This is a genomic window from Pseudomonas syringae pv. coryli str. NCPPB 4273 (assembly GCF_000972175.1).
Lineage (GTDB): Bacteria > Pseudomonadota > Gammaproteobacteria > Pseudomonadales > Pseudomonadaceae > Aquipseudomonas > Aquipseudomonas syringae.
Genome location: NZ_AWQP01000008.1, coordinates 105,144 through 130,874, shown reverse-complemented (window position 1 = coordinate 130,874; position 25,731 = coordinate 105,144). Strand labels below are relative to the sequence as shown.

Annotated in this window: 18 protein-coding genes and 1 pseudogene; 11 read left to right on the top strand and 8 right to left on the bottom strand. The window is 61.4% G+C overall.

Going from position 1 to position 25,731, the window contains the following annotated elements; all coding sequences use genetic code 11:
* Positions 1 to 113: 113 nt before the first annotated feature.
* The 3 genes from P406_RS06350 to P406_RS06340 are packed head-to-tail and all read right to left on the bottom strand — an operon-like array spanning position 114 to position 3,084.
* On the bottom strand, positions 114 to 926 hold the full coding sequence (locus P406_RS06350) for a sulfite exporter TauE/SafE family protein (RefSeq protein WP_046235691.1): 813 nt from the start codon (positions 924 to 926) through the stop codon (positions 114 to 116).
* Positions 919 to 2,172 (bottom strand): NAD(P)/FAD-dependent oxidoreductase, encoded by a 1,254-nt coding sequence (locus P406_RS06345; RefSeq protein ID WP_046235690.1) that lies wholly within the window; start codon positions 2,170 to 2,172, stop codon positions 919 to 921. Before P406_RS06345 ends, P406_RS06350 begins: the two co-directional genes overlap by 8 nt.
* A gap of 27 nt (positions 2,173 to 2,199) precedes the next feature.
* Positions 2,200 to 3,084, bottom strand: a complete 885-nt coding sequence (locus P406_RS06340; protein ID WP_046235689.1) for an MBL fold metallo-hydrolase — start codon at positions 3,082 to 3,084, stop codon at positions 2,200 to 2,202.
* Positions 3,085 to 3,350: 266 nt separating this feature from the next.
* Between P406_RS06340 and P406_RS06335 the strand changes: the two genes are divergently transcribed.
* A complete protein-coding gene (locus P406_RS06335) occupies positions 3,351 to 4,670 on the top strand; it encodes a sigma-54 interaction domain-containing protein (RefSeq protein ID WP_046235688.1) in 1,320 nt (439 codons plus the stop codon).
* 706 nt (positions 4,671 to 5,376) lie between these two features.
* Here the strand turns inward: P406_RS06335 and P406_RS06330 are convergent.
* The gene (locus P406_RS06330; protein ID WP_046235687.1) at positions 5,377 to 5,946 is read right to left on the bottom strand and encodes a xanthine phosphoribosyltransferase; all 570 of its coding nucleotides are present in this window, start codon (positions 5,944 to 5,946) and stop codon (positions 5,377 to 5,379) included.
* 51 nt (positions 5,947 to 5,997) lie between these two features.
* Positions 5,998 to 8,007, bottom strand: a complete 2,010-nt coding sequence (rep, locus tag P406_RS06325; RefSeq protein ID WP_003401585.1) for a DNA helicase Rep — start codon at positions 8,005 to 8,007, stop codon at positions 5,998 to 6,000.
* Between the two features lie 203 nt (positions 8,008 to 8,210).
* Between rep and P406_RS06320 the strand changes: the two genes are divergently transcribed.
* Positions 8,211 to 9,875, top strand: a complete 1,665-nt coding sequence (locus tag P406_RS06320) for a putative bifunctional diguanylate cyclase/phosphodiesterase (RefSeq protein WP_046235686.1) — start codon at positions 8,211 to 8,213, stop codon at positions 9,873 to 9,875.
* A gap of 12 nt (positions 9,876 to 9,887) precedes the next feature.
* Here the strand turns inward: P406_RS06320 and P406_RS06315 are convergent, their stop codons facing one another.
* Positions 9,888 to 11,270, bottom strand: coding sequence for a NorM family multidrug efflux MATE transporter (locus P406_RS06315; protein ID WP_004408812.1), 1,383 nt, complete (start codon positions 11,268 to 11,270; stop codon positions 9,888 to 9,890).
* A 166-nt stretch (positions 11,271 to 11,436) separates the two neighbouring features.
* On the opposite strand from P406_RS06315, the gene P406_RS06310 reads away from it, so the two are divergent.
* From P406_RS06310 to P406_RS06285, 7 genes and pseudogenes are all read left to right on the top strand, one after another.
* Positions 11,437 to 12,357 carry a LysR substrate-binding domain-containing protein gene (locus P406_RS06310; protein WP_046235685.1) on the top strand — a complete coding sequence of 307 codons (921 nt, stop codon included), beginning with the start codon at positions 11,437 to 11,439 and terminating at the stop codon, positions 12,355 to 12,357.
* Positions 12,358 to 12,543: 186 nt separating this feature from the next.
* A pseudogene (locus P406_RS30135) lies at positions 12,544 to 13,665 on the top strand (Cache 3/Cache 2 fusion domain-containing protein); the annotation flags it as partial.
* Complete coding sequence (locus P406_RS30130) at positions 13,660 to 14,520, top strand: methyl-accepting chemotaxis protein (RefSeq protein WP_370737591.1); 861 nt, start codon at positions 13,660 to 13,662, stop codon at positions 14,518 to 14,520. The pseudogene P406_RS30135 and the gene P406_RS30130, both read left to right, overlap by 6 nt.
* 254 nt (positions 14,521 to 14,774) lie before the next feature.
* Positions 14,775 to 15,494: a class I SAM-dependent methyltransferase gene (locus P406_RS06300; RefSeq protein ID WP_046235683.1), complete on the top strand. Its 720-nt coding sequence runs from the start codon at positions 14,775 to 14,777 to the stop codon at positions 15,492 to 15,494.
* Positions 15,495 to 15,900: 406 nt separating this feature from the next.
* Complete coding sequence (locus tag P406_RS06295; RefSeq protein ID WP_046235682.1) at positions 15,901 to 17,553, top strand: Na/Pi cotransporter family protein; 1,653 nt, start codon at positions 15,901 to 15,903, stop codon at positions 17,551 to 17,553.
* A gap of 57 nt (positions 17,554 to 17,610) precedes the next feature.
* Positions 17,611 to 18,987: a M16 family metallopeptidase gene (locus P406_RS06290; RefSeq protein WP_046235681.1), complete on the top strand. Its 1,377-nt coding sequence runs from the start codon at positions 17,611 to 17,613 to the stop codon at positions 18,985 to 18,987.
* A gap of 94 nt (positions 18,988 to 19,081) precedes the next feature.
* The gene (locus tag P406_RS06285; protein WP_046235680.1) at positions 19,082 to 20,275 is read left to right on the top strand and encodes a DUF5924 family protein; all 1,194 of its coding nucleotides are present in this window, start codon (positions 19,082 to 19,084) and stop codon (positions 20,273 to 20,275) included.
* Positions 20,276 to 20,279: 4 nt separating this feature from the next.
* On the opposite strand, the gene P406_RS06280 is transcribed toward P406_RS06285, so the two are convergent.
* Both P406_RS06280 and argH read right to left on the bottom strand, forming a co-directional pair.
* On the bottom strand, positions 20,280 to 21,521 hold the full coding sequence (locus P406_RS06280; RefSeq protein ID WP_011266161.1) for a spore maturation protein: 1,242 nt from the start codon (positions 21,519 to 21,521) through the stop codon (positions 20,280 to 20,282).
* Positions 21,522 to 22,218: 697 nt separating this feature from the next.
* Positions 22,219 to 23,613, bottom strand: coding sequence for an argininosuccinate lyase (gene argH / locus P406_RS06275; protein WP_003421581.1), 1,395 nt, complete (start codon positions 23,611 to 23,613; stop codon positions 22,219 to 22,221).
* A 133-nt stretch (positions 23,614 to 23,746) separates the two neighbouring features.
* Here argH and P406_RS06270 point away from each other — a divergent pair, with 133 nt between their 5' ends.
* Together P406_RS06270 and P406_RS06265 are read left to right on the top strand one after the other, a co-directional pair.
* Entirely contained in the window at positions 23,747 to 24,829 is a 1,083-nt protein-coding gene (locus tag P406_RS06270) for a sensor histidine kinase (protein ID WP_003318424.1), read from the top strand.
* Positions 24,826 to 25,572 carry a LytR/AlgR family response regulator transcription factor gene (locus P406_RS06265; RefSeq protein WP_002551374.1) on the top strand — a complete coding sequence of 249 codons (747 nt, stop codon included), beginning with the start codon at positions 24,826 to 24,828 and terminating at the stop codon, positions 25,570 to 25,572. Before P406_RS06270 ends, P406_RS06265 begins: the two co-directional genes overlap by 4 nt.
* Positions 25,573 to 25,731: the final 159 nt, after the last annotated feature.

Genomic DNA, 25,731 nt, shown 5'->3' with positions numbered 1-25,731 from the left:
TCGATGCATTTTCGGCGATGCTACCGACCCCTTCGCGAACAAGTTCGCTCCTACGCCCTCCGGGCAGAAGCCTTATCGTTCCCATGCTCCGCGTGCTCTGCGTCCTCGTGCTGTTATCGCACGGACAGCGCCAGCATGAACGCCGCGACGATACCGCATATAGCGAACAGCTGTTGCAGGCGTGGGCCGGCGAGGTAGCGGGCGACTTGTCTGCCGATGACCAGGCCGATGACGGCACCCAGCGCGAACGGCGCACCGACCGCCCAGTGCATCACCCCGCTCAGTGACGCGGTAATGACGCTGCCCATCGAAACCAGGGCGATCACGGCCAGTGACGTCGCCACGACACTCTTCATGTCCAGGTCGCTGTAGCGGGTCAGCGCCGGAATGATCACGAACCCGCCGCCCACCCCCAACAAACCAGACAGCAACCCGGAGCCCACCCCGGTCAGCGTCAGTGCGCGCAGGCAGGGCATGGTCCAGCGCAGGCGGCCCTGCAGCGGGTTGAGCACGCAAGGCAGTATTTCCGCACGCGGCGCCGGCTTGCCGTGGCGCAATTCGCGGCTGGCCCTGATGAACATGCGTCCACAGGCGTACAGCAGCACGACCGAAAAGACCAAAGCCAGCGGCGTATTGGGCAGTCGATGAGCGAGCCATAGGCCCAGAGGCGCCATCAGCACACCAATGGAGGCGATGTACCCGGCCGCGCGATAGCGGACGATGCCCTGACGCAGCCCCAGTACCGCACCGATCCCCGCCGCCAGCCCTACGGCCAACAGACCGACAGGCGCGGCTTCGACAATCGACAGACCGAGACCGAAGACCAGCAACGGCACGGCGAGAATGCCGCCGCCCGCGCCGGTCAGCGCCAGTACCATGCCGATGATGGCCCCCAGACCAACGCCCAGCAACTGATGCTCATCCATGCCGGGTGTCAGCCTTTTCCGGTTTGGCCAGCCATTCACGGCCCTTGAGCATGCCATGCCAGTACAGCGCAGGCAGCACTCGCGCTTTCAACCACCAGGCCAGTCGGGTCGGCTGGCGACCCTCCAGCAGCCAGCGCGGAAAGCTCGGCGCAACCTTGCCGCCATAGGTGAATTCGGCCAGCACGATGCGGCCTTTCTCGACCGTCAACGGGCACGAGCCGTAACCGTCATACACGGCGGACTCATCCCGACGACCCAGCGCGACCAGCACGTTGTTGGCCACCACCGGCGCCTGCTTGCGTGCCGCTGCAGCGGTCTTGGCGTTGCTGGTATTGGTGGCATCGCCCAGGCCATGAACATTGGCGAACTGGCGGTGCTTCAGCGTGGCAGGGTCCACGTCCACCCAGCCTGCGGCATCGGCCAGCGGGCTGCTGCGGATGAAGTCCGGGGCAATCTGCGGCGGCACTACGTGCAACATTTCGAAGCTTTGCTCGACGGTCTCGCTGCTGCCATCGGCCTGCGTGCGGATGAACGTAGCGCGCTTGCCTGGCCCGTCGACGGCCACCAGCCGATGGCTGAACTTGAGGCCGATGGCGTAGCGCTCGACGTACTTCATCAGCGCCGGCACATAGTCGGCGACACCGAACAGCACGCCACCGGCGTTGTAGAACTGCGTATTGATCTGCGCGAGACGGCCGCTTTTCAACCAGTGATCGCAGGACAGGTACATGGCCTTCTGCGGCGCACCGGCGCATTTGATCGGCATGGGCGGCTGGGTGAACAGCGCGCGGCCCTGTTGCAGGTTCTGCACCAGCTTCCAGGTGTAGGGCGCCAGGTCATAGCGATAGTTGGAGGTCACGCCATTGGCCCCGAGCGTTTCCACCAGCCCGTCGATAGCCGACCAGTCCAGCTTCAGGCCGGGGCAGACCACCAGTTGCTGATAACCGAGCACGCGGCCGTCGGCCAGCGTCAGCGTATTGTGCTGCGGCTCGAAGGTCGACACCGCAGCCTTGATCCACTGCACGCCTTTGGGAATCAGTGAAGCCATGCTGCGCGCCGTCGACTGCGGCGTGAAGATCCCCGCACCGACCATGGTCCAGCCGGGCTGGTAATAATGCGTATCGGCGGGGTCGACCAGGGTGATCTGCAGGGTAGCGTCGCGGGCCAGCAGGCTTGCGGCAGTAGCGATACCGGCAGCACCGCCACCGACGATCAGGATCTGACAGGTTGTTGTCGAAGCATTCATCACAGGGTTTTCCAGGGCGGGCAGCGGTTAAAGGGCATTGAGCGGGATCTTCAGGTAGACGACGCCGTTGTCTTCCGGCTCGGGAAAGTGTCCGCAGCGCATGTTGACCTGCACCGCAGGCAGCATCAGCACCGGCATGTCCAGCGTCGCGTCACGGGCTTCGCGCATGCCGACGAACGCGTCTTCATCCACCCCGTCGTGCACATGGATATTGCTGGCGCGCTGTTCGGCAACCGTGGTCATGTATTTCAGCTCACGGCCATTGGGCAGGTAGTCGTGGCACATGAACAGCAGGGTCTGCGGCGGCAGTGCCAGCAGCTTCTTGATCGAGCGATACAGCGTGCGCGCATCGGCACCCGGGAAGTCGCAACGAGCGGTGCCGTAATCAGGCATGAACAGCGTATCGCCGACAAACGCGACCGTGGCGTCACCGACTTGCACCAGATAACTCATGCACGCCGGCGTGTGCCCCGGCGTGTGCATGGCCTTGACCTCAAGCGTGCCGAGGGCGAACGAGGCGTTGTCCTCCAGCAGCACATCGAACTGGCTGCCATTGCGGGCAAAGTCAGACGGCGCGTTGAACAGCGTGCCGAAGGTTTCCTGCACGGCAGTGATATGGCTGCCGATGACAATTTGCCCACCGAGCCGCTGTTTCAGATACGGCGCTGCCGAGAGGTGATCGGCGTGCACGTGGGTTTCGAAAATCCACTGCACCGAGGCGCCCAGCGCCTGCGCCCGTTCGATCATCCGGTCGGCAGACTCGGTCCTGGTACGGCCGGACTTGGGGTCGTAATCGAGCACGCTGTCGATCAGCGCACATTGCTTGCTGTGCAGGTCCATCACCAGATAGCTGATGGTCCAGGTATGCGTGTCGAAGAGCGCTTCGACATGGAGTTTTTCACCGATGATCATGTGCAATTCCTGTGGCTGTAAATCGCCTCAAGGCCCGTTTGGCCAGGCCGGACGGTTGGCAGTCGTTGCCATGATGTCTCAATAACCATGCCAATCACGGCAAAGCCTGTTCAGGCTAATAAACACAGGGCGTTTTTGGGTTTTGCAAAACACCTCGATGGCCTGCCGCAGGTCGCTGACTGCCACATTCTGGCAGTCATTTGGCAGTCCGTGGCACAAGCTGGCAGGCGAATGGGTTAAGCTGCGCCCAGTCCACAGGAGCGCCCATGAACCTCATCGCCACCGATTTTCCCGGCAGTCGCATGCAGTCGCTGGTGTCATACCTCGAACACGATCTGCGACCGACCATCGTGCTCGACACCGACTACAACATCATTGCCGCCAACACCGCCTACCAGCGCCAGTTCGGCGTCGAAGGCACGCCGCATGTGGGCGAGAAGTGTTATCGGGTGTCGCATCAGTTTGCGGTGCCGTGTGATCAGGCCGGTGAGCATTGCCCGATGCGCAAGGCCCATGAAGCACGGCTTCCGGAGCGTCTGCTGCATATTCATCACACGCCGCGCGGCCCCGAGCATGTGGATGTGGAGCTGCGGCCGATTCTCGATGATCAGGGTGAGGTGATCGCTTATGTCGAGCGACTGAGCTCGGTGGCGGTAGCCTCCGTCCAGCCGCAGCAACATGGGCTGGTAGGGCGCTCGGCGGCGTTCAAAGAAGTGCTGAGCGCTCTGCAACGCGCCGCGCCCGCGCAGATTCCGGTGTTGCTGCAGGGCGAGTCGGGCACCGGCAAGGAATTGTTCGCGCGCGCACTGCACGCCAGCAGCGCCAGGTCCGCAGGGCCGCTGGTGGTGGTCGACTGCACCGGGCTTACCGAAACCCTGCTGGAAAGCGAGCTGTTCGGCTATGAGAAGGGCGCATTCACTGGCGCATTGCAGCGCAAGACCGGTCTGGCCGAAGCCGCTCATGGCGGGACGTTATTCCTTGATGAGATTGGTGAGGTGCCGCTGGCCATGCAGGTCAAGCTGTTGCGGCTGATTGAATCGGGCAGTTTTCGTCCGGTGGGCAGCCTGCGCACGGTGCACTCGGATTTTCGGCTGGTGGTGGCCACGCATAAACCGCTCAGGGAGATGGTCGCCGACGGCAGCTTTCGCCAGGATTTGTTCTACCGTATCAGCGCCTTTCCGATTCGCCTGCCGGCCCTGCGTGAACGCAGCGACGACCTGCCGCTGCTGATCGACAGCCTGCTGCAACGCATCGCGCCTGGCGCCGCGCCGCGTGTCGACGCCGAGGCCATGAAGCTGCTGAGTTTGTACAGCTACCCCGGCAACATTCGCGAGCTGCGCAACATACTCGAACGCGCCCGTTTATTTACCGATGACGGCATCATTCGCGCGCAGGATTTGCCCGACGAAGTACGCGGACAGGGCGAGGCGGGTGGCGTGACGTACCGCCAGCAGGACGACAGCCTGGAAAAACTCGCCCATGCGCTGCGAGTGTTCAACGGCTCGCGCAGCGAACTGGCCAGAGAACTGGGACTGAGCGAACGCACTTTGTATCGACGTTTGCGTGCCCTCGGCATTCCGCGCTGAAGCACGCACGCTATGACGCAGAGCGTCACGACCTGCATTCCCACGCTGGAGCGTGCGGAACGATCATCTCAACTATCGTGCGGCGCTCCGCGTCGCATGCCTTTCTGGACGCTCCGCGTCCTCCCGACGACGCAGAGCGTCGTGAACTGCATTCCCACGCTGGAGCGTGCGGAACGATCATCGTAACTATCGTGCGGCGCTCCGCGTCGCGTGCCTTTCCGGACGCTCCGCGTCCTCTTGACGACGCAGAGCGTCGAGACCTGCATTCCCACGCTGGAGCGTGCGGAACGATCATCGCAACTATCGTGCGACGCTCCGCGGCGCATGCCTTTCTGGACGCTCTGCGTCCTCCCGACGACGCAGAGCGTCGAGAACGGCATTCCCACGCTGGAGCGTGAGGAACGATAACCGCAACTATCGTGCGGCGCTCCGCGTCGCATGCCTTTCCGGACGCTCTGCGTCCTCCCGACGACGCAGAGCGTCGAGAACGGCATTCCCCCACGCTGGAGCGTGCGGAACGATCATCGCAACTATCGTGCGACGCTCCGCGTCGCATGCCTTTCTGGACGCTCTGCGTCCTCCCGACGACGCAGAGCGTCGAGAACGGCATTCCCACGCTGGAGCGTGCGGAACGATCATCGCAACTATCGTGCGGCGCTCCGCGTCGCATGCCTTTCTGGACGCTCCGCGTCCGCCCTCGGGGGCCTTACTTGAACGTCAAAACCCCACCGGCCAGGGATTCGACCCGCGCCAGCGATTCGACGCGATAGCCCTGGGCGTCCAGTTCGGCGCGGCCGCCCTGGAAGGATTTCTCGATCACGATGCCCAGTCCTGCAACCGTGGCGCCGGCCTGTTTGATGATCGAGATCAGCGCCTGCGAGGCTTTGCCGTTGGCCAGGAAGTCATCGATGATCAGCACCTTGTCGTCGCTGCTCAGATGACGCGGCGAGATGGCCACAGTGCTTTCCACCTGCTTGGTGAACGAGTACACGGTCGCCGACAGCAGGTTTTCGGTCAGGGTCAGGGACTGGTGCTTGCGGGCGAAGATCACCGGCACGCCCATGTTCAAGCCCGCCATGACTGCCGGCGCGATGCCGGACGCTTCGATGGTCACGATCTTGGTCACGCCAGCGTCGGCGAACAGTCGGGCGAATTCGTCGCCGATTTCCTTCATCAGGGCCGGATCGATCTGATGGTTGAGGAACGCATCGACCTTCAGCACCTGATCGGACAACACGATGCCTTCTTCGCGAATTTTCTTGTGCAGTGCTTCCACTTCAATTCCTTGGCTGCGCCATTGCGCAATAAATGATCAATAGGGTGTCGGCTAGCGTTTCAGCATGGCGCGAATGTCGGCAAGCGCGGTGTTGCCGCGCACCGCTTTGACTTCCGTCGGGGTGTCGTCATTGCCTTCCCAGGCCAGGTCGTCCGGGGGCAGCTCATCCAGAAAGCGGCTTGGCGCGCAGTCGATGATTTCACCGTACTGCTTGCGCTTGGCGGCGAAGGTGAAGGCCAGGGTCTGCCGTGCGCGGGTGATGCCCACGTAGGCCAGGCGGCGCTCTTCTTCGATGGTGTCGGCTTCGATGCTGGAGCGGTGCGGCAGGATTTCTTCTTCCATGCCCATGATGAACACATAAGGGAATTCCAGGCCCTTGGAGGCGTGCAAGGTCATCATCTGCACGCCTTCGGCACCGTCTTCCTCTTCCTGCTGACGTTCGAGCATGTCGCGCAGGACCAGCTTGCCGATGGCTTCCTCGATGGTCATGCCACCTTCTTCGTCCTTCTCCAGCGTGTTTTTCAACGCCTCGATCAGGAACCAGACGTTGCTCATCCGGTAATCGGCGGCCTTTTCGCTGGAGCTGTTCTGCCGCAGCCAGTTCTCGTAGTCGATGTCCATGACCATGCTGCGCAGCGCGGCGATGGGATCGTTCTGCGCGCACTGCTGGCGCACCCCGTCCATCCAGCGCTTGAAGCGCTGTAAACGGTCGGTGAATCGGCTGTCCAGGTGCTCGCCCAGGCCGATCTCGTCGGTGGCGGCGTACATCGACACCTTGCGCTCGGTGGCGTAATTACCGAGCTTTTCCAGCGTGGTCGAGCCGATCTCGCGACGCGGAACGTTGATCACCCGCAGGAAGGCGTTGTCGTCGTCCGGGTTCACCAGCAGACGGAAATAAGCCATCAGGTCCTTCACTTCCTGGCGGCCGAAGAAACTGTTGCCGCCCGACAGTCGATACGGCACCTGATGGTGCTGCAATTTCAGCTCGATCAGCTTGGCCTGGTAGTTGCCGCGATAGAGGATGGCGAAATCGCTGTACGGGCGGTCGGTGCGCAGGTGCAGGGTGAGGATTTCCATGGCCACCCGCTCGGCCTCGGCGTCTTCGTTGCGGCAGCGGATCACGCGGATCTCGTCGCCGTGGCCCATCTCGGACCACAGTTGTTTTTCGAAGGCGTGCGGGTTGTTGGAGATCAGCACGTTGGCGCAGCGCAGGATACGGCTCGTCGAACGGTAGTTCTGCTCAAGCATCACCACTTTCAACGACGGGTAGTCGTCCTTGAGCAGCATGAGGTTTTCCGGCCGCGCGCCACGCCAGGCGTAGATCGACTGGTCGTCGTCGCCCACTACGGTGAACTGATGGCGCGTGCCGATCAGCAGCTTCACCAGCAGGTACTGGCTGGCGTTGGTGTCCTGATATTCGTCGACCAGCAGGTAACGCACCTTGTTCTGCCACTTTTCCAGGATGTCGGCGTGTTCCTGAAACAGCTTGACCGGCAAGAGAATCAGATCGTCGAAGTCCACCGCGTTGTACGCCTTGAGCGTGCGCTGATAGTGGGTGTAGACGATGGCGGCGGTCTGTTCCTTGGGGTTGCGGGCGTTTTCCAGCGCCTCGGCGGGCAGGATCAGGTCGTTTTTCCATGAGCCGATCATGTTCTTGATTTCGTCGACACCGTCGTCGCCGGAATACTCTTTCTGCATGATGTCAGTCATCAGTGCCTTGACGTCGGTTTCGTCAAAGATCGAGAAGCCCGGTTTGTAGCCCAGCCGCGTGTGCTCCTTGCGGATGATGTTCAGACCCAGGTTGTGGAAGGTCGAGACCGTCAGGCCGCGTCCTTCGCCGCCTCTGAGCAGCGTGCCGACCCGCTCTTTCATCTCGCGCGCGGCCTTGTTGGTGAAGGTCATGGCGACGATGTACTGGGCGCGAATGCCGCAGTTCTGGATCAGATGCGCGATCTTGCGGGTGATCACGCTGGTCTTGCCGGAACCGGCACCGGCGAGCACCAAAAGAGGGCCGCCGACGTAGTTCACGGCTTCCTGCTGCCGGGGATTGAGTCGGGACATGGCGGTATGAAGAGTCGTCTGTAAAAAGGTCGGGCATTTTAACAGGCCCACGGTTTTGTGCAGTGCTCATCGTCGTCAGACAGTGACTGCTATCTAATTCTTCTGTTTTTGTTACATTTGCGCCGCGACGCGCGATACGTGTATTTGTCGCGCTCCTGCGAGAGAGCGGCCACCGGTTTTTCCTTTGCACTTAGGAAGTTAGATTGCCTACACCTGTCGAACCCTTGCGATTGCTGCTTTTGGCGCACGAGCCCTTCTGGCAGGCGCTGCTTAGCGGCTGCCTCACTGCGCCGGGAAGCAACGTGATACTTCTGCATGGCGCGAACTGGGACGTTTTCAGTGCCCGCTACGCTAACGAGCGCAATACCGTGCTGCTGACCACGCCTGATCTGCAGCCCAGGACCGGGGCCTGCCTGTTGCCTACCGTGGTGCTGCTCGAGACCGAACCACTGGTCGGGCCGACTGGCGTCAGTGACTGGCTGGTGCGCGATGCCTTGACCGGTGACACGCTTCGGCGCTGCCTGCGCTATGTCCACGAGCGCAGTCGCCTGGAAGACAGCCTGCGACGCCTGGTCGGCCAGGACCCGTTGACCGGCATCGCCAACCGCCAGGGTTTTCAGGCGCTGCTCTCGGCTCGCCTGAGCGAAGGCGGCAGCGTGGCGCTGGGGCATCTGGACCTGGACAACTTTCGCCGCGCCAACGATTCACTGGGTCATCAGGCCGGTGATCGACTGATCCTGCAAGTCGTGGCGCGCTTGAAAAACCAGCTCGATGCCGGCGATCAGTTCGCCCGCCTGGGGGGCGACGAATTCGCCCTGTTGATCGACACCCGAACAACCCCCGAACGCGCCCTGCAAATGGCCGAACGTATCACCGACGTGCTGGCCGAACCCTATTGGGTCGATGGCGAAAGCCTGCTGCTGGGTTGCAGCCTGGGCATTGCGCATTCGCAAGCCCAGCCCGAAGCCGACCCGCTGATGTGGCATGCGCATATCGCCATGCGTCAGGCCAAGAGCATGCAGGGCTGCACTTATCACCTGTTCGACGAGCGCATCAACCGCAACGCCCGCAGCCTCGCCGATCTGGAAGGTGAACTGCGACGCGCCTTGCGCCGCGATGAGCTGGAACTGCATTACCAGCCGCGTCTGTGCCTGGACAGCGGACGTATCGTCGGCCTGGAAGCACTGGTGCGCTGGCGTCATCAGGAACGTGGGCTGCTGCCACCCAGCGAGTTCGTGCCACTGGCCGAGCAAAGCGGCCTGATCGTACCGCTCGGCTATTGGGTCATCTTCCGCGCACTGCGTGACATGCAGGCCCTGCGTGAACAAGGCTTTGCCCCGCTGCACATGGCGATCAACCTGTCGTTCCGGCAGTTTCAGGACAGCCAGTTGCTGCCGACCTTGACTCGTCTGATCGCAGAACACGATGTCGATGCGCGCTGGCTGGAGTTCGAGCTGACCGAAACCGCGGTCATGCGGCGCAGCGATCAGGTCAGGCTGACTATGGATGCATTGCGGCAACTGGGCGTGCGCTTTTCGCTGGATGATTTCGGCACCGGCTATTCGTCGTTCATGCACCTCAACAGCCTGCCCATCGCGCTGCTCAAGATCGACATGGGCTTCGTCGGGCAGATGGAGTTACGCGAAGAGAACCGCAAGCTGGTCAACGCCATGATCAATCTGGCGCACAACTTGAACCTGGAAGTGGTCGCCGAGGGTGTGGAAACCGCCGGGCAGCTGGAGTTGCTGCGCAGTTTTGGCTGCAATCAGGTGCAAGGCTATCTGATCAGTCGGCCGCTGCCGGTGGAAGAGCTGGTGACCTATCTGCGTTCGCAAGCCGCGCACGCAGGTACATCCAGGTCCGGGTGACGGTGCGCCGGATCAGCCCGGCACCGCCACCCCGGCTGCATCCCTGCGCAACAGCCGAGCCGTCTTCCATTCAAACGCATAGGTCAGCGCCACGGCCGAGCAGAACAGGCCCAGCGCCAGCCCCCACCAGACGCCCGAGGCGCCGGCATCGGTAGAGAAACCGAGCAACCACGCGGCAGGCGCGGCGATCAGCCAGTAGCAGCCCAGGCCGATCAGGAAGGTGGTGCGTGCATCCTTGAGCCCGCGAATGGCACCCATGGCGATGGTCTGGGTGCCGTCGAAAAACTCGAACAGGGCGGCAATCGCCAGCAGTTTTGTCGCCAGTACCACGATCTCGGCAAACGCCGGGTCATTGATGTCCAGAAACAGACCGATGACCAGGTGCGGTGCCAGCCAGAACAGCAGCCCGAACATCAGCATCACACCGCCGCCAAAACCGATACCCAGACGCCCGGCCATGCGCACCATCAACAGGTTGCCCGCCCCATAATGCTGGCCGATACGCATGGTGACCGCGTAAGACATCCCCACCGGAACCATGAACGCCATGGACACGGTCTGCAGGGCGATCTGGTGCGCCGCCATCTGCGTGCTGCCCATCGCGCCCATGCAGAACGCCGCAAAAGTGAACAGCCCGACTTCCACCGCATAGGTGCCGCCAATCGGCAAACCGAGACGCCATAGCTCGCCCAGGTGACTGCGTGACAGTTTCGAAAGCCCTTTTCTGATCGGGTACGCCGCGTAGGCCGGATGCCGCCTGATATGCAGCGCCAGCGCGAGGGCCATACAGTTGGTGACGATCGCGGTGACCAGCCCGATGCCCATCAGCCCCAGGTTGGGCAGCCCCAGCCATTGATGGATCAACGCGTAATTAAGCACGAAGTTGGCTGCCGCACCGGCCAGGCTGATGGTCATCACCGGCCCCGCGCGACCCAGTGCGCTGGTGAAGCCGCGCAATGCCATGAAGCTGAGCAGGCCGGGCAGGGCGAAGGGCAGGGTGATCAGAAATTGAGCAGCCATATGCACGTTGGCTTCGGCCTGACCGAACTGCAACAGGATGGGTTCGAGGTTCCACAGCAACAGCGCGGCAACCAGCGCCATGCCCCAGGCCAGCCACAGACCGGCCTGGGTCAGACGGGTCGCGCCTTCGGTGTCGCCGGCACCGTGACGGATCGAAACCAGCGTACCGACCGCGGCCATCACGCCGACGCAAAAGAACGACACGAAGCTGTACGTGGCAGCGCCCAGACCCCCGCCGGCCAAGGCCTCCGGGCCGATCTTGCCCATCATTACGGTGTCGGTGAAGACCATCAGCATGTGCGCCATCTGTGACGCAATCAGCGGCCCCGCCAGGCGCAGGATGATCCAGAGTTCTTTGAGGGCGGACGGCTGCATGGTGACGGTGCTCTACGGCAAAGGGACGAATGAGCGACGTATTCTGGGCAGTTGCTCGACTAAACACAAAACGATAAATCCGATGCTCAGCATGACTAAAACTCATCTGAGGCTATTTTCAGCATTTGCAGTAAAGTAACCGTTCATCGTCCGCAGGAAGCGCCCCATGCCCCGTAGCCTCCCTCCTCTTTATGCACTAAGGGCTTTTGAAGCGGCTGCGCGGCATACCTCGTTTACCCGCGCGGCCGAGGAACTTTCGGTCACCCAAAGTGCAGTAAGCCGGCATATTCGTACGCTGGAAGAGCACTTTGCCTGCCGCTTGTTTCAGCGCAACGGGCGTAACTTGCAGCTCACCGAATCGGCACGCGCGCTGTTGCCCGGCGTACGCGATGGGTTCCTGGCACTGGAGCGCGCTTGCAGCACCTTGCAGACCGACGAGGGCATTCTGCGCATGAAAGCCCCGTCGACCCTGACCATGCGCTGGCTGCTCGCGCGGCTCAGCCGTTTTCGTCATCTGCAGGTGGGCAACGAGGTGCAACTGACCAGCGCGTGGATGGAAATCGATGCGGTGGACTTTACCCAGGAGCCTTTTGACTGCGCGATTCTGCTCAGCCAGGGACATTTCCCGTCGGACTGGGAAGCCACACTGCTGTTTCCCGAATTACTGATTCCGGTTGGTGCGCCCACCTTGTTGAAGGACCCGCCATGGGATGTCGAACGCCTGGCAAAGGCTGAATTGCTGCATCCCACCCCTGATCGCCGTGACTGGCGCACCTGGTTGAACCGCATGGGTCTGGCCGATCAGGTGTCGCTCAAAGGCGGGCAGGTCTTCGACACTCTGGAGCTGGGCATGATTGCCGCAGCACGCGGCTATGGTGTGTCGATGGGTGACCTGCTGATGGTCGCCGAGGACGTGGCGCAGGCCCGTCTGAGCCTGCCGTGGCGCACGGCGGTGTTCAGTGGCGAAAACTATTATCTGGTCTGGCCGCGTACAAGGCCCGGCGCAGAGCGGTTGCGACGCCTCAGCGATTTTCTTCAGGCGGAGGTGGGCGCCATGCAGTTGCCGTTAGTTGAAGTACTCTATTAAAATTTAGTTTAGTATTGAACTGCCATCATTTGTAAATGTCTCGCTGCGCTCTCAAGTAACGACCTTGAAGGCCGAAGCATTGCTTGAAGATTGCTCGTTCATACGGCGTAAAAACACCAACTAAATCTATCAGCTGAATGGTAAGCCACGGACCCGGCGACTCCAATCATTCGGCACGGAGTCTCTATGTCCAAGCCTCGTACCCGAATTGCTTCGCAACTTGGTATTGCTCTGGCCGTGATCCTGGCGGTGGTTATCAGCGGTAGTACCCTGTTCGCGTTAAGGTCCCTGGACGCGTCCAACCTGGTCATTCGTGAAGAGCACATGTCGAGTGAAGCCAGGCTCCTCGCTGACCAGCTCAACACTTTCCACAGCACGTTGCGCGACAGCACTCAGCGCTTGAGTGGCCTGTTCGAGAAACGCTTCGCCGCTGGCCTGAGCCTGCAAGCCGACAAGCCGGTCACGGTGGCGGGCACGTCCACGCCAGGCCTGTTCCTGCGTGATGCCGCGCTGAATAACGACTTCACCGAAGTCGATGACTTCCGCTCGATGACCGCCGGCGTCGCGACCATTTTCGTGCGCAGTGGCGACGACTTCATCCGGATCAGCACCTCCCTGAGCAAGCAGGATGGCACCCGCGCCATCGGCACCGTGCTGGACCGCAAGGGCGCAGCCTACGAGCGCCTGATCGCCGGGCAGAGCTATGTCGGCAAAGCGGTATTGTTCGATCGCTATTACATGACCCAGTACAGCCCGGTCCGCGACAGCAGCGGCAAGATCATTGCGGCGCTGTTCGTAGGGTTCGATTACACCGATGCGCAGAAAACCCAGTTCGATAACCTCAAGAACTTCCGTATCGGCTCTACCGGCTCACTGGCACTGCTCGACGAAAAGGGCACCTGGCTGGTGCCACCGGCAGGCGTCAAATCCCTGGACGGTGCCGCGAAGTCAGTTGCAGAGCTCGCCAGCAAACCAGGCAAGGCGCAGTTCTGGGATGACGGGGATGACAACTATTACAGCGTCGGCCAGCCGTTCGCTGGTGGCCCCTGGACCGTCATCGCCAGCATGCCGCGCAAGGAAATCAGCGAAGTGACCTGGCACGTCGGCACACAACTGGCGATCGGCAGTCTGCTGGCCATGATCATCGCGGTGGTCAGCGCAATCTGGCTGCTGCGCAGCAAGCTTCGCCCACTGTCCGAATTGGTACGCCAGGCCGACGCACTGGGTGCAGGCGACCTGAGCGTACGCCTGAATGTGACCAGCAATGACGAGATCGGGCAGTTATCGGGCAGCTTCAACAAGATGAGCGAAGCACTGTCATCGATGGTGGCGCATATCCGTACCGCGGCGCAGGAAGTCAGCTCCCGCGCTAACGCGCTGTCCGGCCTGTCGGGCGGTGCGTTCGAGGGCATGGAGCAGCAATCCGGCGAGATCACCAGCATGGCCGGTGCCGTCGAAGAGTTCAGCGCCACGTCGATGAACATCGCCGACAACATGGGCAATACCGAACGACTGGCACAGGAAAATGCCCAGCAGACACGCATCGGTCGCACCTCGATGGAAGAGGCATCTTCGTCGCTGCAACAGATCGCCACTTCGCTGAGCAGCACCGCGAAAGTCATCGACACGCTGGGCCAGCGCTCGCAGGAAATCGGCAGTATCGTCGGGGTGATTACCTCGATTGCCGACCAGACCAACCTGCTCGCGCTCAACGCTGCCATCGAGGCCGCGCGCGCCGGTGAACAAGGTCGCGGCTTTGCCGTGGTGGCTGACGAAGTCCGCAGCCTGGCCTCGCGCACCCGTGAAGCCACCGATGAGATTTCCGGCATGATCGCCAGCATCCAGCAGGAAACCGGCAACGCCATCAGCACCATGCAGCAGGGCAACACACTGATGCAGGAAGGCTTGTCGCTCAACGCCAAAGTGGCCTCCGCGCTGGCCCAGATCGACGAGCAAAGCCGCTCGGCCGGTCACCAGTTCGCCGCCATCACCACCGCCACCCAGGAACAAAGCAGCACCGCGACCATGCTCAGCAGCAACCTGCAAAGCATCGCCATGGCCAACAGCGAACAGCGCCAGGTCATGTCCAACCTGGCCATCACTGCCCAGGAGCTGAATGGCCTGGCGACAGAACTGCGTCACGAGGTTGACCGGTTCCGATAAGAACTGACCGAACAGTGTGCCAATGCTCGGCGTTGGCACGCTGTTCCAGACGCTTGCGTCAGGTTCTGAATACCCGTCAAAGCCTGCTATGCCGCTACAGGCGCCACTCGTGTCACCAAGCGTTTCTGGTCAGTTTGCAGGATTAAAGGCCAGGCACTCGAAACCCCCTACACTGTTCCCACCCCCCAACGAGGATGCTTCAACAGGATCTACGGTAAACCCCACCTCGCTAACCATCGTCAAGGATCCAGACAATGAAGCAATATGTTGAAAACTATCAGCCTACCGAAGGCTTCGCGCCTGCAACCGGCCATGTGGAAGGCGACTCGGTCTCTCCCAAGGCGATGATTTTCCATATCCTGAAAGACCTCAGCAGCGATGTTGAAGTGCTGGATATCGGGTTCGGCTCTGGAACACTGGGCGCGTTGATCAAGGCAAACCCGGACACGGCGCACTGGTCGGTGGACGGCATCGATGGCTGGGAAGCCAATTGCCAGAATTCGCAGCTGCATGAGAACGCTACCTACCGCAACATCTGGCACGGCCTGGCTCAAGAGCTGTCATCCGAGCGGCTGGCCCAGTACCGGATAATCTGTCTGCTGGATGTAGTCGAGCACTTGACGGCCGATACGGCGAGATGGCTGGTGCGCACGTTGCTTTCCAGCCTGGGGCCGGATGCCTATCTGTTCATCAGCACGCCACTGTGGTTCTACCCACAAGAAACTCAACAGACCGGCGATCTTGAGGAACACCTGATCGGCGTGCCTGCCTCGTCGATGATGGCGCTGTGTCCGCATCTGTATGCAGTCAATCAGCCGCTCATCGGCGGGTTCGTGTTCAGTCGCCGCAGCCTGGATTTCGTGGAGTTCTTCCAGCCCACAGCAGATAAATCGTTTTCGTATGAAAAAGGCATGCACGTCGCAAAGGCCGTCGGCATGAAACTCGAGCCCAATGTTGCGTTCACTACGGATTGACCCGGTAACGTTTCCGCCGCCTGCGGGCGGCATGTCGGGTGAACAGCCATGAGGCACGTGCGACGGGTCCATGGCGAATGCCCGAGCGATATCAAAATACTGATTTATGACACTTTTATTTCAATGAAATCCGCGCTGTGCGATGCTGGCGCCAAGGCCTGTGGCCGACTAAAAGCTTAGGCTCTGTACGAAAAGTCGGCGAGCGAAGGTCAGGCGAGGCAAAAACAGGCGAGGAAGCGGAGTCTACGTGTTGTAAATGAGCATTCCGAGCCTGTTTTTAACGAAGCATCACCGAGCGCAGCCACTTTTCGTACAGAGCCTAGTAGAGCGTTACACCCATCCCCGCTCTACACGCTGCATCTTTCAATTCATCGCCTGTATGGGCAAACCTCAGGGGGCTTTTCGCATGCTGACCCTGCTCGATTTGCTATCCGCCGTCGCCCTGCTGATCTGGGGCACGCATATCGTGCGCACTGGCATCCTTCGTGTTTACGGTACACAACTTCGTCGTGTGCTCAGCCAGAACATGTCCAAACGACCGCTCGCGTTCATCGCCGGCATTCTGGTGACGGCGCTGGTGCAGAGCAGTAACGCCACCGCCATGCTGGTGACATCGTTTGTCGGCCAGGGGCTGATGACGCTGACGCCTGCGCTGGTGATCATGCTTGGCGCCGATGTCGGCACCGCCTTGATGTCTCGCGTGCTGACCTTCGATCTGTCATGGCTGTCGCCGTTGCTGATCTTCCTTGGCGTAGTGTTTTTCCTGTCGCGCAAGCAGACCCGTGCCGGTCAACTGGGGCGGGTCGGTATCGGCCTGGGCCTGATCGTGCTGGCCTTGCAGCTGATCGTCGAGGCAGCCGCACCGATCACCCAGGCCGCAGGAGTCAAGGTGCTGTTCGCCTCGCTGACCGGCGACCTGCTGCTGGATGCGCTGGTGGGCGCCATGTTCGCGCTGATCTCCTATTCCAGTCTGGCGGCAGTGCTGCTGACGGCGACACTGGCGGGCACCGAAGTCATTGGCTTACCGGTGGCGATCGGCCTGGTGATCGGCGCCAACATCGGCAGCGGTCTGCTGGCCTTCCTCAGTACCAGCATGCAGAACGTTGCCGGTCGGCAGGTGGCGCTGGGCAGTCTGCTGTACAAGCTGTTCGGCCTGCTGCTGATCTTTCCGGTGCTCGACCCGCTGGTTGCCTGGATCGACACGCTGGGCTATCGCCCGCAGGAACTGGTCATCGGCTTTCACCTGCTCTACAACACGGTGCGCTGCCTGATCATGCTGCCAACCGTGGCCCCGATGGCGCGGTTGTGCTCGTATCTGCTGCCGCAGCAGAACGAAGTCGGCGGCCTGGCCAAGCCGCGCCATCTGGACCTGACCGCGCTGTCGACACCCAGCCTTGCGCTGGCCAACGCGGTGCGTGAAACCCTGCGCATGGGCGATCTGATCGAAAGCATGCTCGCCTCGATGCTGGCGGTGCTGCGTGGCACGCAAACGGCGGTGACCCAGGAAGTGCGCCGCCTCAACGACGACGTCGAAGCGCTGTACAGCGCGATCAAGCTGTACCTGGCGCAGATGCCGCGTGAAGACCTCGGCGAGCACGATAACCGGCGCTGGGCCGAAATCATCGAGCTGACCATCAACCTGGAACTGGCCAGCGGCCTGATCGAACGCATGCTGCGCAAGATCCAGCAGCAGAAGACGGCGCATCGCCGGTCGTTCTCTGAAGTCGGTCTTGAAGAACTTGCCGATCTGCAGATCCAGTTACAGTCGAACCTGCGCCTGGGCCTCTCGGTGTTCCTCAGCGGCGACCACGAAAGCGCACGTCAGTTATTGCGCGAGAAGCGCCAGTTCAGGGCCGAGGAGCGACGCCTGGCGCACGCCCACGTCAGCCGCCTGCGCAACAAGGTGGTCCAGAGCATCGAAACCAGTTCGCTGCACCTGGAACTGATTGCCGACATGAAGCGTCTGAACTCGCTGTTTTGCAGCAGCGCCTACGTGGTGCTGGAAACCGCTGACACAGGTGCCTTGTCGAGCGAGGTCGAGGCCGACCGATCACTATGAACGTAAGGGCCGAGGTGAAGTCTGTTAAACATACCGGCCCGCCAGGAAAGCTGTTTTATGCGTTGCCTGCTGTTCGCTTGTCTGCTCCTCGGTTCACTCCCCTCATTCGCCCTTGATCGTCTTCAGGTCGAGGGCTACCTGCTGCCCAATGGTTTGCAAGTCATTCTCAAACCCGGTTACGACAAGGGTCACGTCGCCATCCGCCTGGTGGTGGGTATCGGCTTCGATGACTTCCCGTGCCAGGACAAGGAACTGCCGCATCTGCTGGAACACTTGCTGTTCAGCGGCGTGGATGACAGCGGTGAAGGGGGGCTGGAAGAGCGTATGCAGGCACTGGGCGGCGAGTGGAATGCTTTCACCAGCAACGCCGACACCACCTTCGTGATCGAAGCGCCTGCGCGCAACCAGCGCAAGGTGCTCGACCTGCTGCTGGAGATCATGACCAAAACCGAGCTGAGCCAAGCGCGGCTGGACGGCGTCAAACGCGTGGTCGAGCGTGAAGATGGCGGGCACTTTTCGCACTTGCAGCGCCTGCTTGACCGGCGTGATTCCGGGCGCAGCGCCAGCAGCCAGCTGGCGGTGGAAATGGGCCTCAAATGCGCCGAGCGTCCCGAGGTGGACGGCATCAAGCTGGAGCACATCGAAGACATCTTCGCCAACTGGTACGCACCCAACAACATGACGCTGATCGTGGTGGGTGATCTGGACAAGCTGCTGCCAGCCTATCTGGAGCGCACCTACGGCAAGCTCGCACCCACCGACCCCATCGACCACCCGCCACTGGCGCAAGGCAACGGCTCGGCCGAACCACGCCGCGAGCTTGAACGCGGCGGGCTGGGCGAGAGTGCCAAGCTGCACCTGATCTACCCCGAGCCGCAGCTCGACGACCAGCACGACGAAACCTGGGATCTGGTCAAAGCCTATCTGGACTGGACGCTCTACACTGAGCTGCGCCTGAAACACAGTCTGTCCTACGGCCCCTCCGCAGAGCGCGAAGTGTTCGGCGATGTCGGTTTTCTGAGCCTGAACGCCGATGTCGAGCGTGATGATGCCGATGAAGCCGAGCGCGACATTCGCGGCTTGGTCGAGCGCCTGCAAAAAGACGGCATGCAGCCCGCTACGTTTGCGCGGCTGCAACAGCTCGCCATAGACCGGCAATCATGGGCCACTCAAGGCAACAGTGCGCTGGCCGACTACTATTGGAGCGCGCTCAACGATTATGAAAACGGGCGCTTCGAGGATCCGGCCAAACGGATCAAGGCGGTGAAGCTGGAAACCGCCAATCAGGCGATGCGCCAGTTGCTTGCCCAGCCGGGTTACATGCGCATTGAAAAGCCGCTGTTCAGTTATGACGGTCTGTATTGGCTGATTGGCGGGGTACTGGGTTTCATCGCATTGCTGGCCCTGTGGCGCTGGCGTGCGCGCAGCAAATAGATCCTGACGCCGAACTGCACCCAGGGTGCAGGCTCCGCGCCGCGTTGTTACGCTGCGCGTTATTTTGTATGAACAGAACCGAGTGACCCCTCCGATGCTTGACGTGAATCGCTATGTGACGCCCGTGCTCAACTTGATGCAGCGCTATCCGGGGCTCATTGCAGCGTTTGGTTTCGTTTCCGGTATCGCCAGTTTCATTCTGGTCGATCGCCAGGCAGGGCTGGCCACCTGGATCGCGGTGGTGATGCTGATCAGCTGGCTGTGGCTGATGGTCGAAAACACCATGGTCGGGTTACTCAACAAGGCACTGGGGCGCGAGATCCCGCAGGGTTTGCTGCGCTACGGCACGCAGATGATCCACCAGGAAAGCCTGTTCTTCGTGCTGCCGTTCTTTTTCATCACCACCACCTGGAACAGTGGTCAGGCAGTGTTCACTGCGGTGCTCGGGGCTGCCGGGCTGATTTCGATCATCGATCCCCTCTACTACAAATGGCTGGCGCCCAGGCGCTGGCTGTTCATGACGCTGCACACCCTGACGCTGTTCGCCGCACTGCTGACGGCGCTGCCGATCATCCTGCACCTGACCACCGCCGAGAGTTACAAACTGGCCCTGGGCGTGGCGATGCTGCTGTCGGCGCCCAGCCTGATGTCGAACTTTCCGCTCAACACCTGGCGCAGCGCACTGGCCGTGATCAGCATCATCCTGGCCATCGGCGCGGCGGGCTGGTTGCTGCGCTCCTGGGTGCCGCCTGCGACGCTGTGGTTGACCGAAGTGGCGGTGAGCCCGGACTTCGATAACAAGAACCGTACGCCGGGCGACAGTATTTCGCTGATCAGCGCCAAGCAGCTGCGCAACGGCGGCCTGTATGCGTACACCGCCATCAACGCGCCGCGTGGCCTGGATGAGCGTATCTACCATGTGTGGTGGCATGAAGGCGAAGAGATGGACCGCATCGCGCTGGATATCCACGGCGGCCGCAAGGAAGGCTATCGCGCCTGGACACGCAAGCAGAACTTCCCGGAGGACGTGACAGGACGCTGGCAGGTGAGGGTGCTGACCGAGGACGGCCAGATGATCGGCGTGCTGCGTTTTGTCGTCACCGACGATGATCAACCGGCAGTGAAGCGACCTACCGGGCGGATAATCAAGCTCAAGCCGGGCGGCGACTCGGCCGACCAGACCACACCTGAATCCGCGCCGGCTGATGAGCCGAAACAGGAGAAGCAGGAGGCTGCGCCTGCCGAAGCAGCCCCCGCAGAGTCTGCGCCTCAGGCTCCGGCGCAGTAATGTTTTAGGAGGCGGTCGCGCCGAAGAACCAGTAGCAGACGAAGATCGCGGCCACGACGCCGGAAAACTCGGCCAGCAGCGCGCAGCCCACCGCATGGCGAGCGCGCTGAATGCCCACGGCGCCGAAGTACACGGCAAGCACGTAGAACGTGGTCTCGGTGCTGCCCTGAATCGTGGCAGCGGCCAATGCAGCGAAGCTGTCCACGCCTTGGGTCTGCATGGTTTCGATCAACAGGGCACGGGCGGCGCTGCCCGAGAAGGGTTTGACCATCGCAGTCGGCAACGCATCGACGAAGCGCGTGTCCAGCCCCAGCCACTGCACCAGATGGCGAATGCCTTCCAGACCGAAGTCCAGCGCGCCGGATGCGCGCAGCACGCCCACCGCACAGAGCATGGCGACCAGATAAGGCAACAGGCTCTTGGCGACGTCGAAACCTTCCTTCGCACCTTCGACAAAGGCCTCGTAGACCAGCACCTTGCGTAGCGTGCCGATGATCAGAAACATCATGATCAGGCCGAACAGCGTGAGGTTGCCCAGAATCGACGACAGACCCGCCAGCGCAGCCGCCGACAGCGTGCCGAGAAAGGCCATGAAGGTGCCCAGCAGCAGGGCGCCGGGGATGAGGTAGGCGAGCACCACCGGGTCCCACAGACGCAGACGCTGCATGAATGCGACCGACAGAAGGCCGACGATGGTCGAGACACTGGTGGCCAGCAGGATCGGCAGGAATACCAGGGTCGGGTCAGGCGCACCTTGCTGGGCGCGGTACATGAAGATCGTCACCGGCAGCAGGGTCAGGGATGAGGCGTTAAGCACCAGAAACAGGATCTGCGCGTTACTGGCGGCGGTCTTGCTGGGGTTGAGTTCCTGCAGCGAACGCATGGCCTTCAGGCCGATCGGCGTGGCGGCGTTGTCGAGCCCCAGCGCATTGGCGGCGAAGTTGAGGGTGATCAGCCCCAGCGCAGGGTGGCCGGGCGGCACTTCGGGCATCAAGCGCAGAAACAGCGGCCCGAGGACCTTGGCCAGCCAGTCGACGATGCCGGCCTTCTCGGCGATGCGCAAAAAGCCCAGCCATAGGGTCAGTGTGCCGAACAGCAGCACCATAACCTCGACCGACAGCTTGGCCATGGCAAAGATACTTTCGACCATCGCGGCAAAAATGCCGGCGTTGCCGCCTACCAGCCACTGCACCAGCGCGGAAATCGTCGCCACGACAAAAAAACCAAGCCACAGGCCATTGAGCATCGGATAAGTCCCCCACAAGAAGCGGGGATGATAGCGGCGGGGTGCGCTGGAGGGAAATCGGCAGGTGCTGAAAGAGTTGTAGGAACGATAGGTGCACGAGAACACGGTCGTTTTGTGACGCTCTGCGGCGCACATTCAGGATAGGACGCAGAGCGTCCAGAACAGCATTCCCACGCGGAGCATGGGAACGATGAAACCTTGAGATCACTATCGTGCCAATGCCCTGCGTTGGCATGCAGGTCGTGACGCTCTGCGTCACATATCCGTTGCGCTACGCACGCTCAGGACAGGACGCAGAGCGTCCAGAACAGCATTCCCACGCGGAGCATGGGAACGATGAAACCTTGAGATCACTATCGTGCAAATGCTCTGCGTTGGCATGCAGGTCGTGACGCTCTGCGTCACATATCCGTTGCGCTACGCACGCTCAGGACAGGACAGGACGCGGAGCGTCCAGAACAGCATTCCCACGCGGAGCATGGGAACGATGAAACCTTGAGATCACTATAGTGCCAATGCTCTGCGTTGGCATGCAGGTCGTGACGCTCTGCGTCACATATCCGTTGCGCTACGCACGCTCAGGATAGGACGCGGAGCGTCCAGAACGGCATTCCAACGCGGAGCATGGGAACGATGAAAACCTTGAGATTTCTATCGTGACAATGCTCCGCGTCATCAGGGGCTGTGCGGGGTATGTTCAGCGCCCGGCCAGCAGTTCCTGGCCGCGAACCACGGCAGCGCGGACCTGTTCGGGGGCGGTGCCGCCGATGTGGTTACGGGCATTCACCGAGCCTTCCAGGGTCAGCACGGCGAAGACGTCCTGTTCGATCTGGTTGCTGAACTGACGCAGCTCTTCCAGGCTCATCTCTGCCAGGTCCTTGCCGGTTTCCACACCGTATTTCACCGCGTGACCAACGATTTCATGGCAGTCACGGAACGGCAGACCACGGCGGACCAGGTAGTCGGCCAGATCGGTCGCGGTCGAGAAGCCGCGCAGCGCCGCTTCACGCATCATTGCGTGCTTGGGCTTGATCGCAGGGATCATGTCGGCGAACGCACGCAACGAATCACGCAGGGTGTCGGCGGCGTCGAACAGCGGTTCCTTGTCTTCCTGATTGTCCTTGTTGTAAGCCAGCGGCTGGCCTTTCATCAGGGTCAGCAGGCCCATCAAGGCACCGAACACACGGCCGCTCTTGCCGCGAACCAGCTCAGGGACATCAGGGTTTTTCTTTTGCGGCATGATCGAGCTGCCGGTGCAGAAGCGGTCTGGCAGGTCGATGAACTGGAACTGCGCACTGGTCCAGAGCACCAGTTCTTCCGAAAAGCGCGACAGGTGCATCATCGCGATGGACGCAGCCGAGCAGAATTCGATGGCGAAGTCGCGATCCGATACGCCGTCCAGCGAGTTGCCGCCCACTACGTCGAAGCCCAGCAGCGTGCAGGTCAGCTCGCGGTCGATCGGATAGGTGGTGCCCGCCAGCGCCGCACTGCCCAACGGCATGCGGTTGAGACGCTTGCGGCAGTCGACCAGACGCTCGTAGTCGCGGCTGAGCATTTCGAACCAGGCCAGCATATGGTGACCGAATGTTACCGGCTGGGCCGTCTGCAAGTGGGTGAAACCGGGCATGATGGTTTCAGCTTCACGCTCGGCCTGGCCCAGCAGGCCTTGCTGCAGACGGGTGATTTCGCTGAGGATCAGGTCGATTTCGTCGCGCAGCCACAGACGGATATCGGTGGCGACCTGATCGTTGCGGCTGCGACCGGTGTGCAGCTTCTTGCCGGTGATACCGATGCGGTCGGTCAGGCGTGCTTCAATGTTCATGTGCACGTCTTCCAGATCGACGCGCCAGTCGAACTGGCCAGCCTCGATCTCGGCCTGGATGGTGTTCAGGCCGTCAACGATGGTATCGCGCTCGGCGTCGGTCAGTACGCCCACCTTGGCCAGCATCGTAGCGTGGGCGATGGAGCCCATGATGTCATGGCGATACAGGCGTTGATCGAAGGTGACGGAGGCAGTGAAACGCGCGACAAACGCGTCGACGGGTTCACTGAAGCGGCCGCCCCAGGACTGGTTGGTCTTGTCGGTGCTCATGGATTCGCTCGTTGCTGACTGAAAGTGACGTGCCCGATACCTGGCACAAGAACGAACGCGATGATAACAGGGTTGATGCATTTTTATCCCCGGACAGCTTGCCGCTGACAAGGCCAGGGCAGAGACTGGAGCCATGCGAATCGAACCTGTGAAACACGATGCCCGGCCCGCGCCCGGCAAAGACTTTTTCCTCCCTGAACTGTGCCTGCCGCAGGCATTGCTGGTGCTCGTCGTGCTGGCGGAGCTGCTGGTGCTGGTTCTGGTGCTGGTAGAACCGATGCGCAGCGGCTTCGACTGGGTACGCCTGGCGTTGATGTCGCTGTTCGTGCAATGGATCGTGCTACTGTCCGCAGCGCTGCTGTGCGGGTTGCGGCCCTGGCTGGCGCGATTGACGCCGGGCCTGGCGGGTATGCTCAGTTGCCTTTTGGTGGTCGGCCTGACGCTGTTGTGCACAGCCGTCACCGATGTCTGTCAGCTTACCGGGCGAATTTCGGTCAGCGGTATGGTCGAGCGTTATCTGCGCTACTCGACGATTGCCCTGATCATGTCCGCCCTGATGCTGCGCTATTTCTATCTGCAGAGTCAGTGGCGCAAGCAGCAACAGGGCGAACTGCGCGCCAGGATCGAATCGCTGCAGGCGCGCATCCGCCCGCACTTCCTCTTCAACACACTCAACAGTATCGCCAGTCTGGTGGCCAGCAACCCGGTCAAGGCCGAGCAGGCGGTGCTGGATCTTTCGGACCTTTTTCGTGCCAGTCTGGCCAAGCCGGGCAGCCTGGTGACATGGGGTGAAGAGCTGGCATTGGCAAAACGATATTTATCGATTGAGCAATATCGTCTTGGCGAGCGTCTACAGTTGGACTGGAGGGTGAGCGCAATTCCCGATGACTTGCCAATCCCCCAGCTAACCTTGCAGCCATTACTTGAAAACGCTTTGATTTATGGCATTGCTCCGCGGGTCGAAGGGGGCGTTGTAACAGTCGAAGCGAACTATGAAGGGGGAGAGTTCATATTGAGCGTCAGCAATCCCTATGAAGAAGTTGCCAATCGGCAGACTTCCAACGGTACTCAGCAGGCTTTGACGAATATAGGCGCACGAATTGCGGCACTTTTTGGCCCGCACGCCAGTCTGAGCGTGGAGCGCCGTGACGGTCGTCACTACACCTGTCTACGCTATCCTTGTGCGAGACTCACGCAGGAAGCCAGAGCTATATGAATGTCCTGATCGTTGATGACGAACCCCTGGCCCGCGAGCGATTGAGCCGCATGGTCAATGAAATCGAGGGTTATCGAGTACTGGAACCCAGCGCTTCCAATGGCGAAGAAGCCTTGGCGCTGATCGAAACCCACAAACCGGACGTAGTGCTGCTCGATATCCGCATGCCGGGTCTCGATGGCCTCCAGGTCGCAGCGCGGCTGTGCGAGCGGGAAGCACCGCCTGCAGTGGTCTTTTGCACCGCCCATGATGAGTTCGCCCTGGAAGCTTTCCAGGTCAGTGCGGTGGGCTATCTGGTCAAGCCTGTGCGTTCCGAGCACCTTGTCGAAGCGTTGCGCAAAGCCGAGCGGCCCAACCGTGTGCAACTGGCGGCGTTGACCCGCCCGGCTGCCGAAAGCGGATCAGGCCCACGCAGCCATATCAGCGCGCGTACCCGCAAAGGCATCGAGCTGATTCCCCTGGATCAGGTGATCTACTTTATCGCCGATCACAAGTACGTGACCTTGCGCCACGAGGGCGGCGAAGTGCTGCTGGACGAACCGCTCAAGGCGCTGGAAGACGAATTCGGCGACCGCTTCGTGCGCATTCACCGCAATGCGCTGGTGGCCCGCGAGCGAATAGAACGGTTGCAGCGCACCCCGCTGGGGCATTTCCAGCTGTTCCTCAGAGGGCTCAATGGCGATGCGTTGATCGTCAGCCGCCGCCACGTCGCCGGTGTCCGCAAAATGATGCAGCAGCTCTAGCGCTTCATCGCGCTGGAGCCTCTGCGCCCAGGCCGATGCATGGAGCGGGGAGAATCCCGGATGCATGTGTTTTTCGGCTGGCCTGCGGGCAGCCTTTCCCATGCGCCCCTCAGGCACTGCCGATTGATTGATCGGCTTGGTGTCTGACGCAAGTTCCAA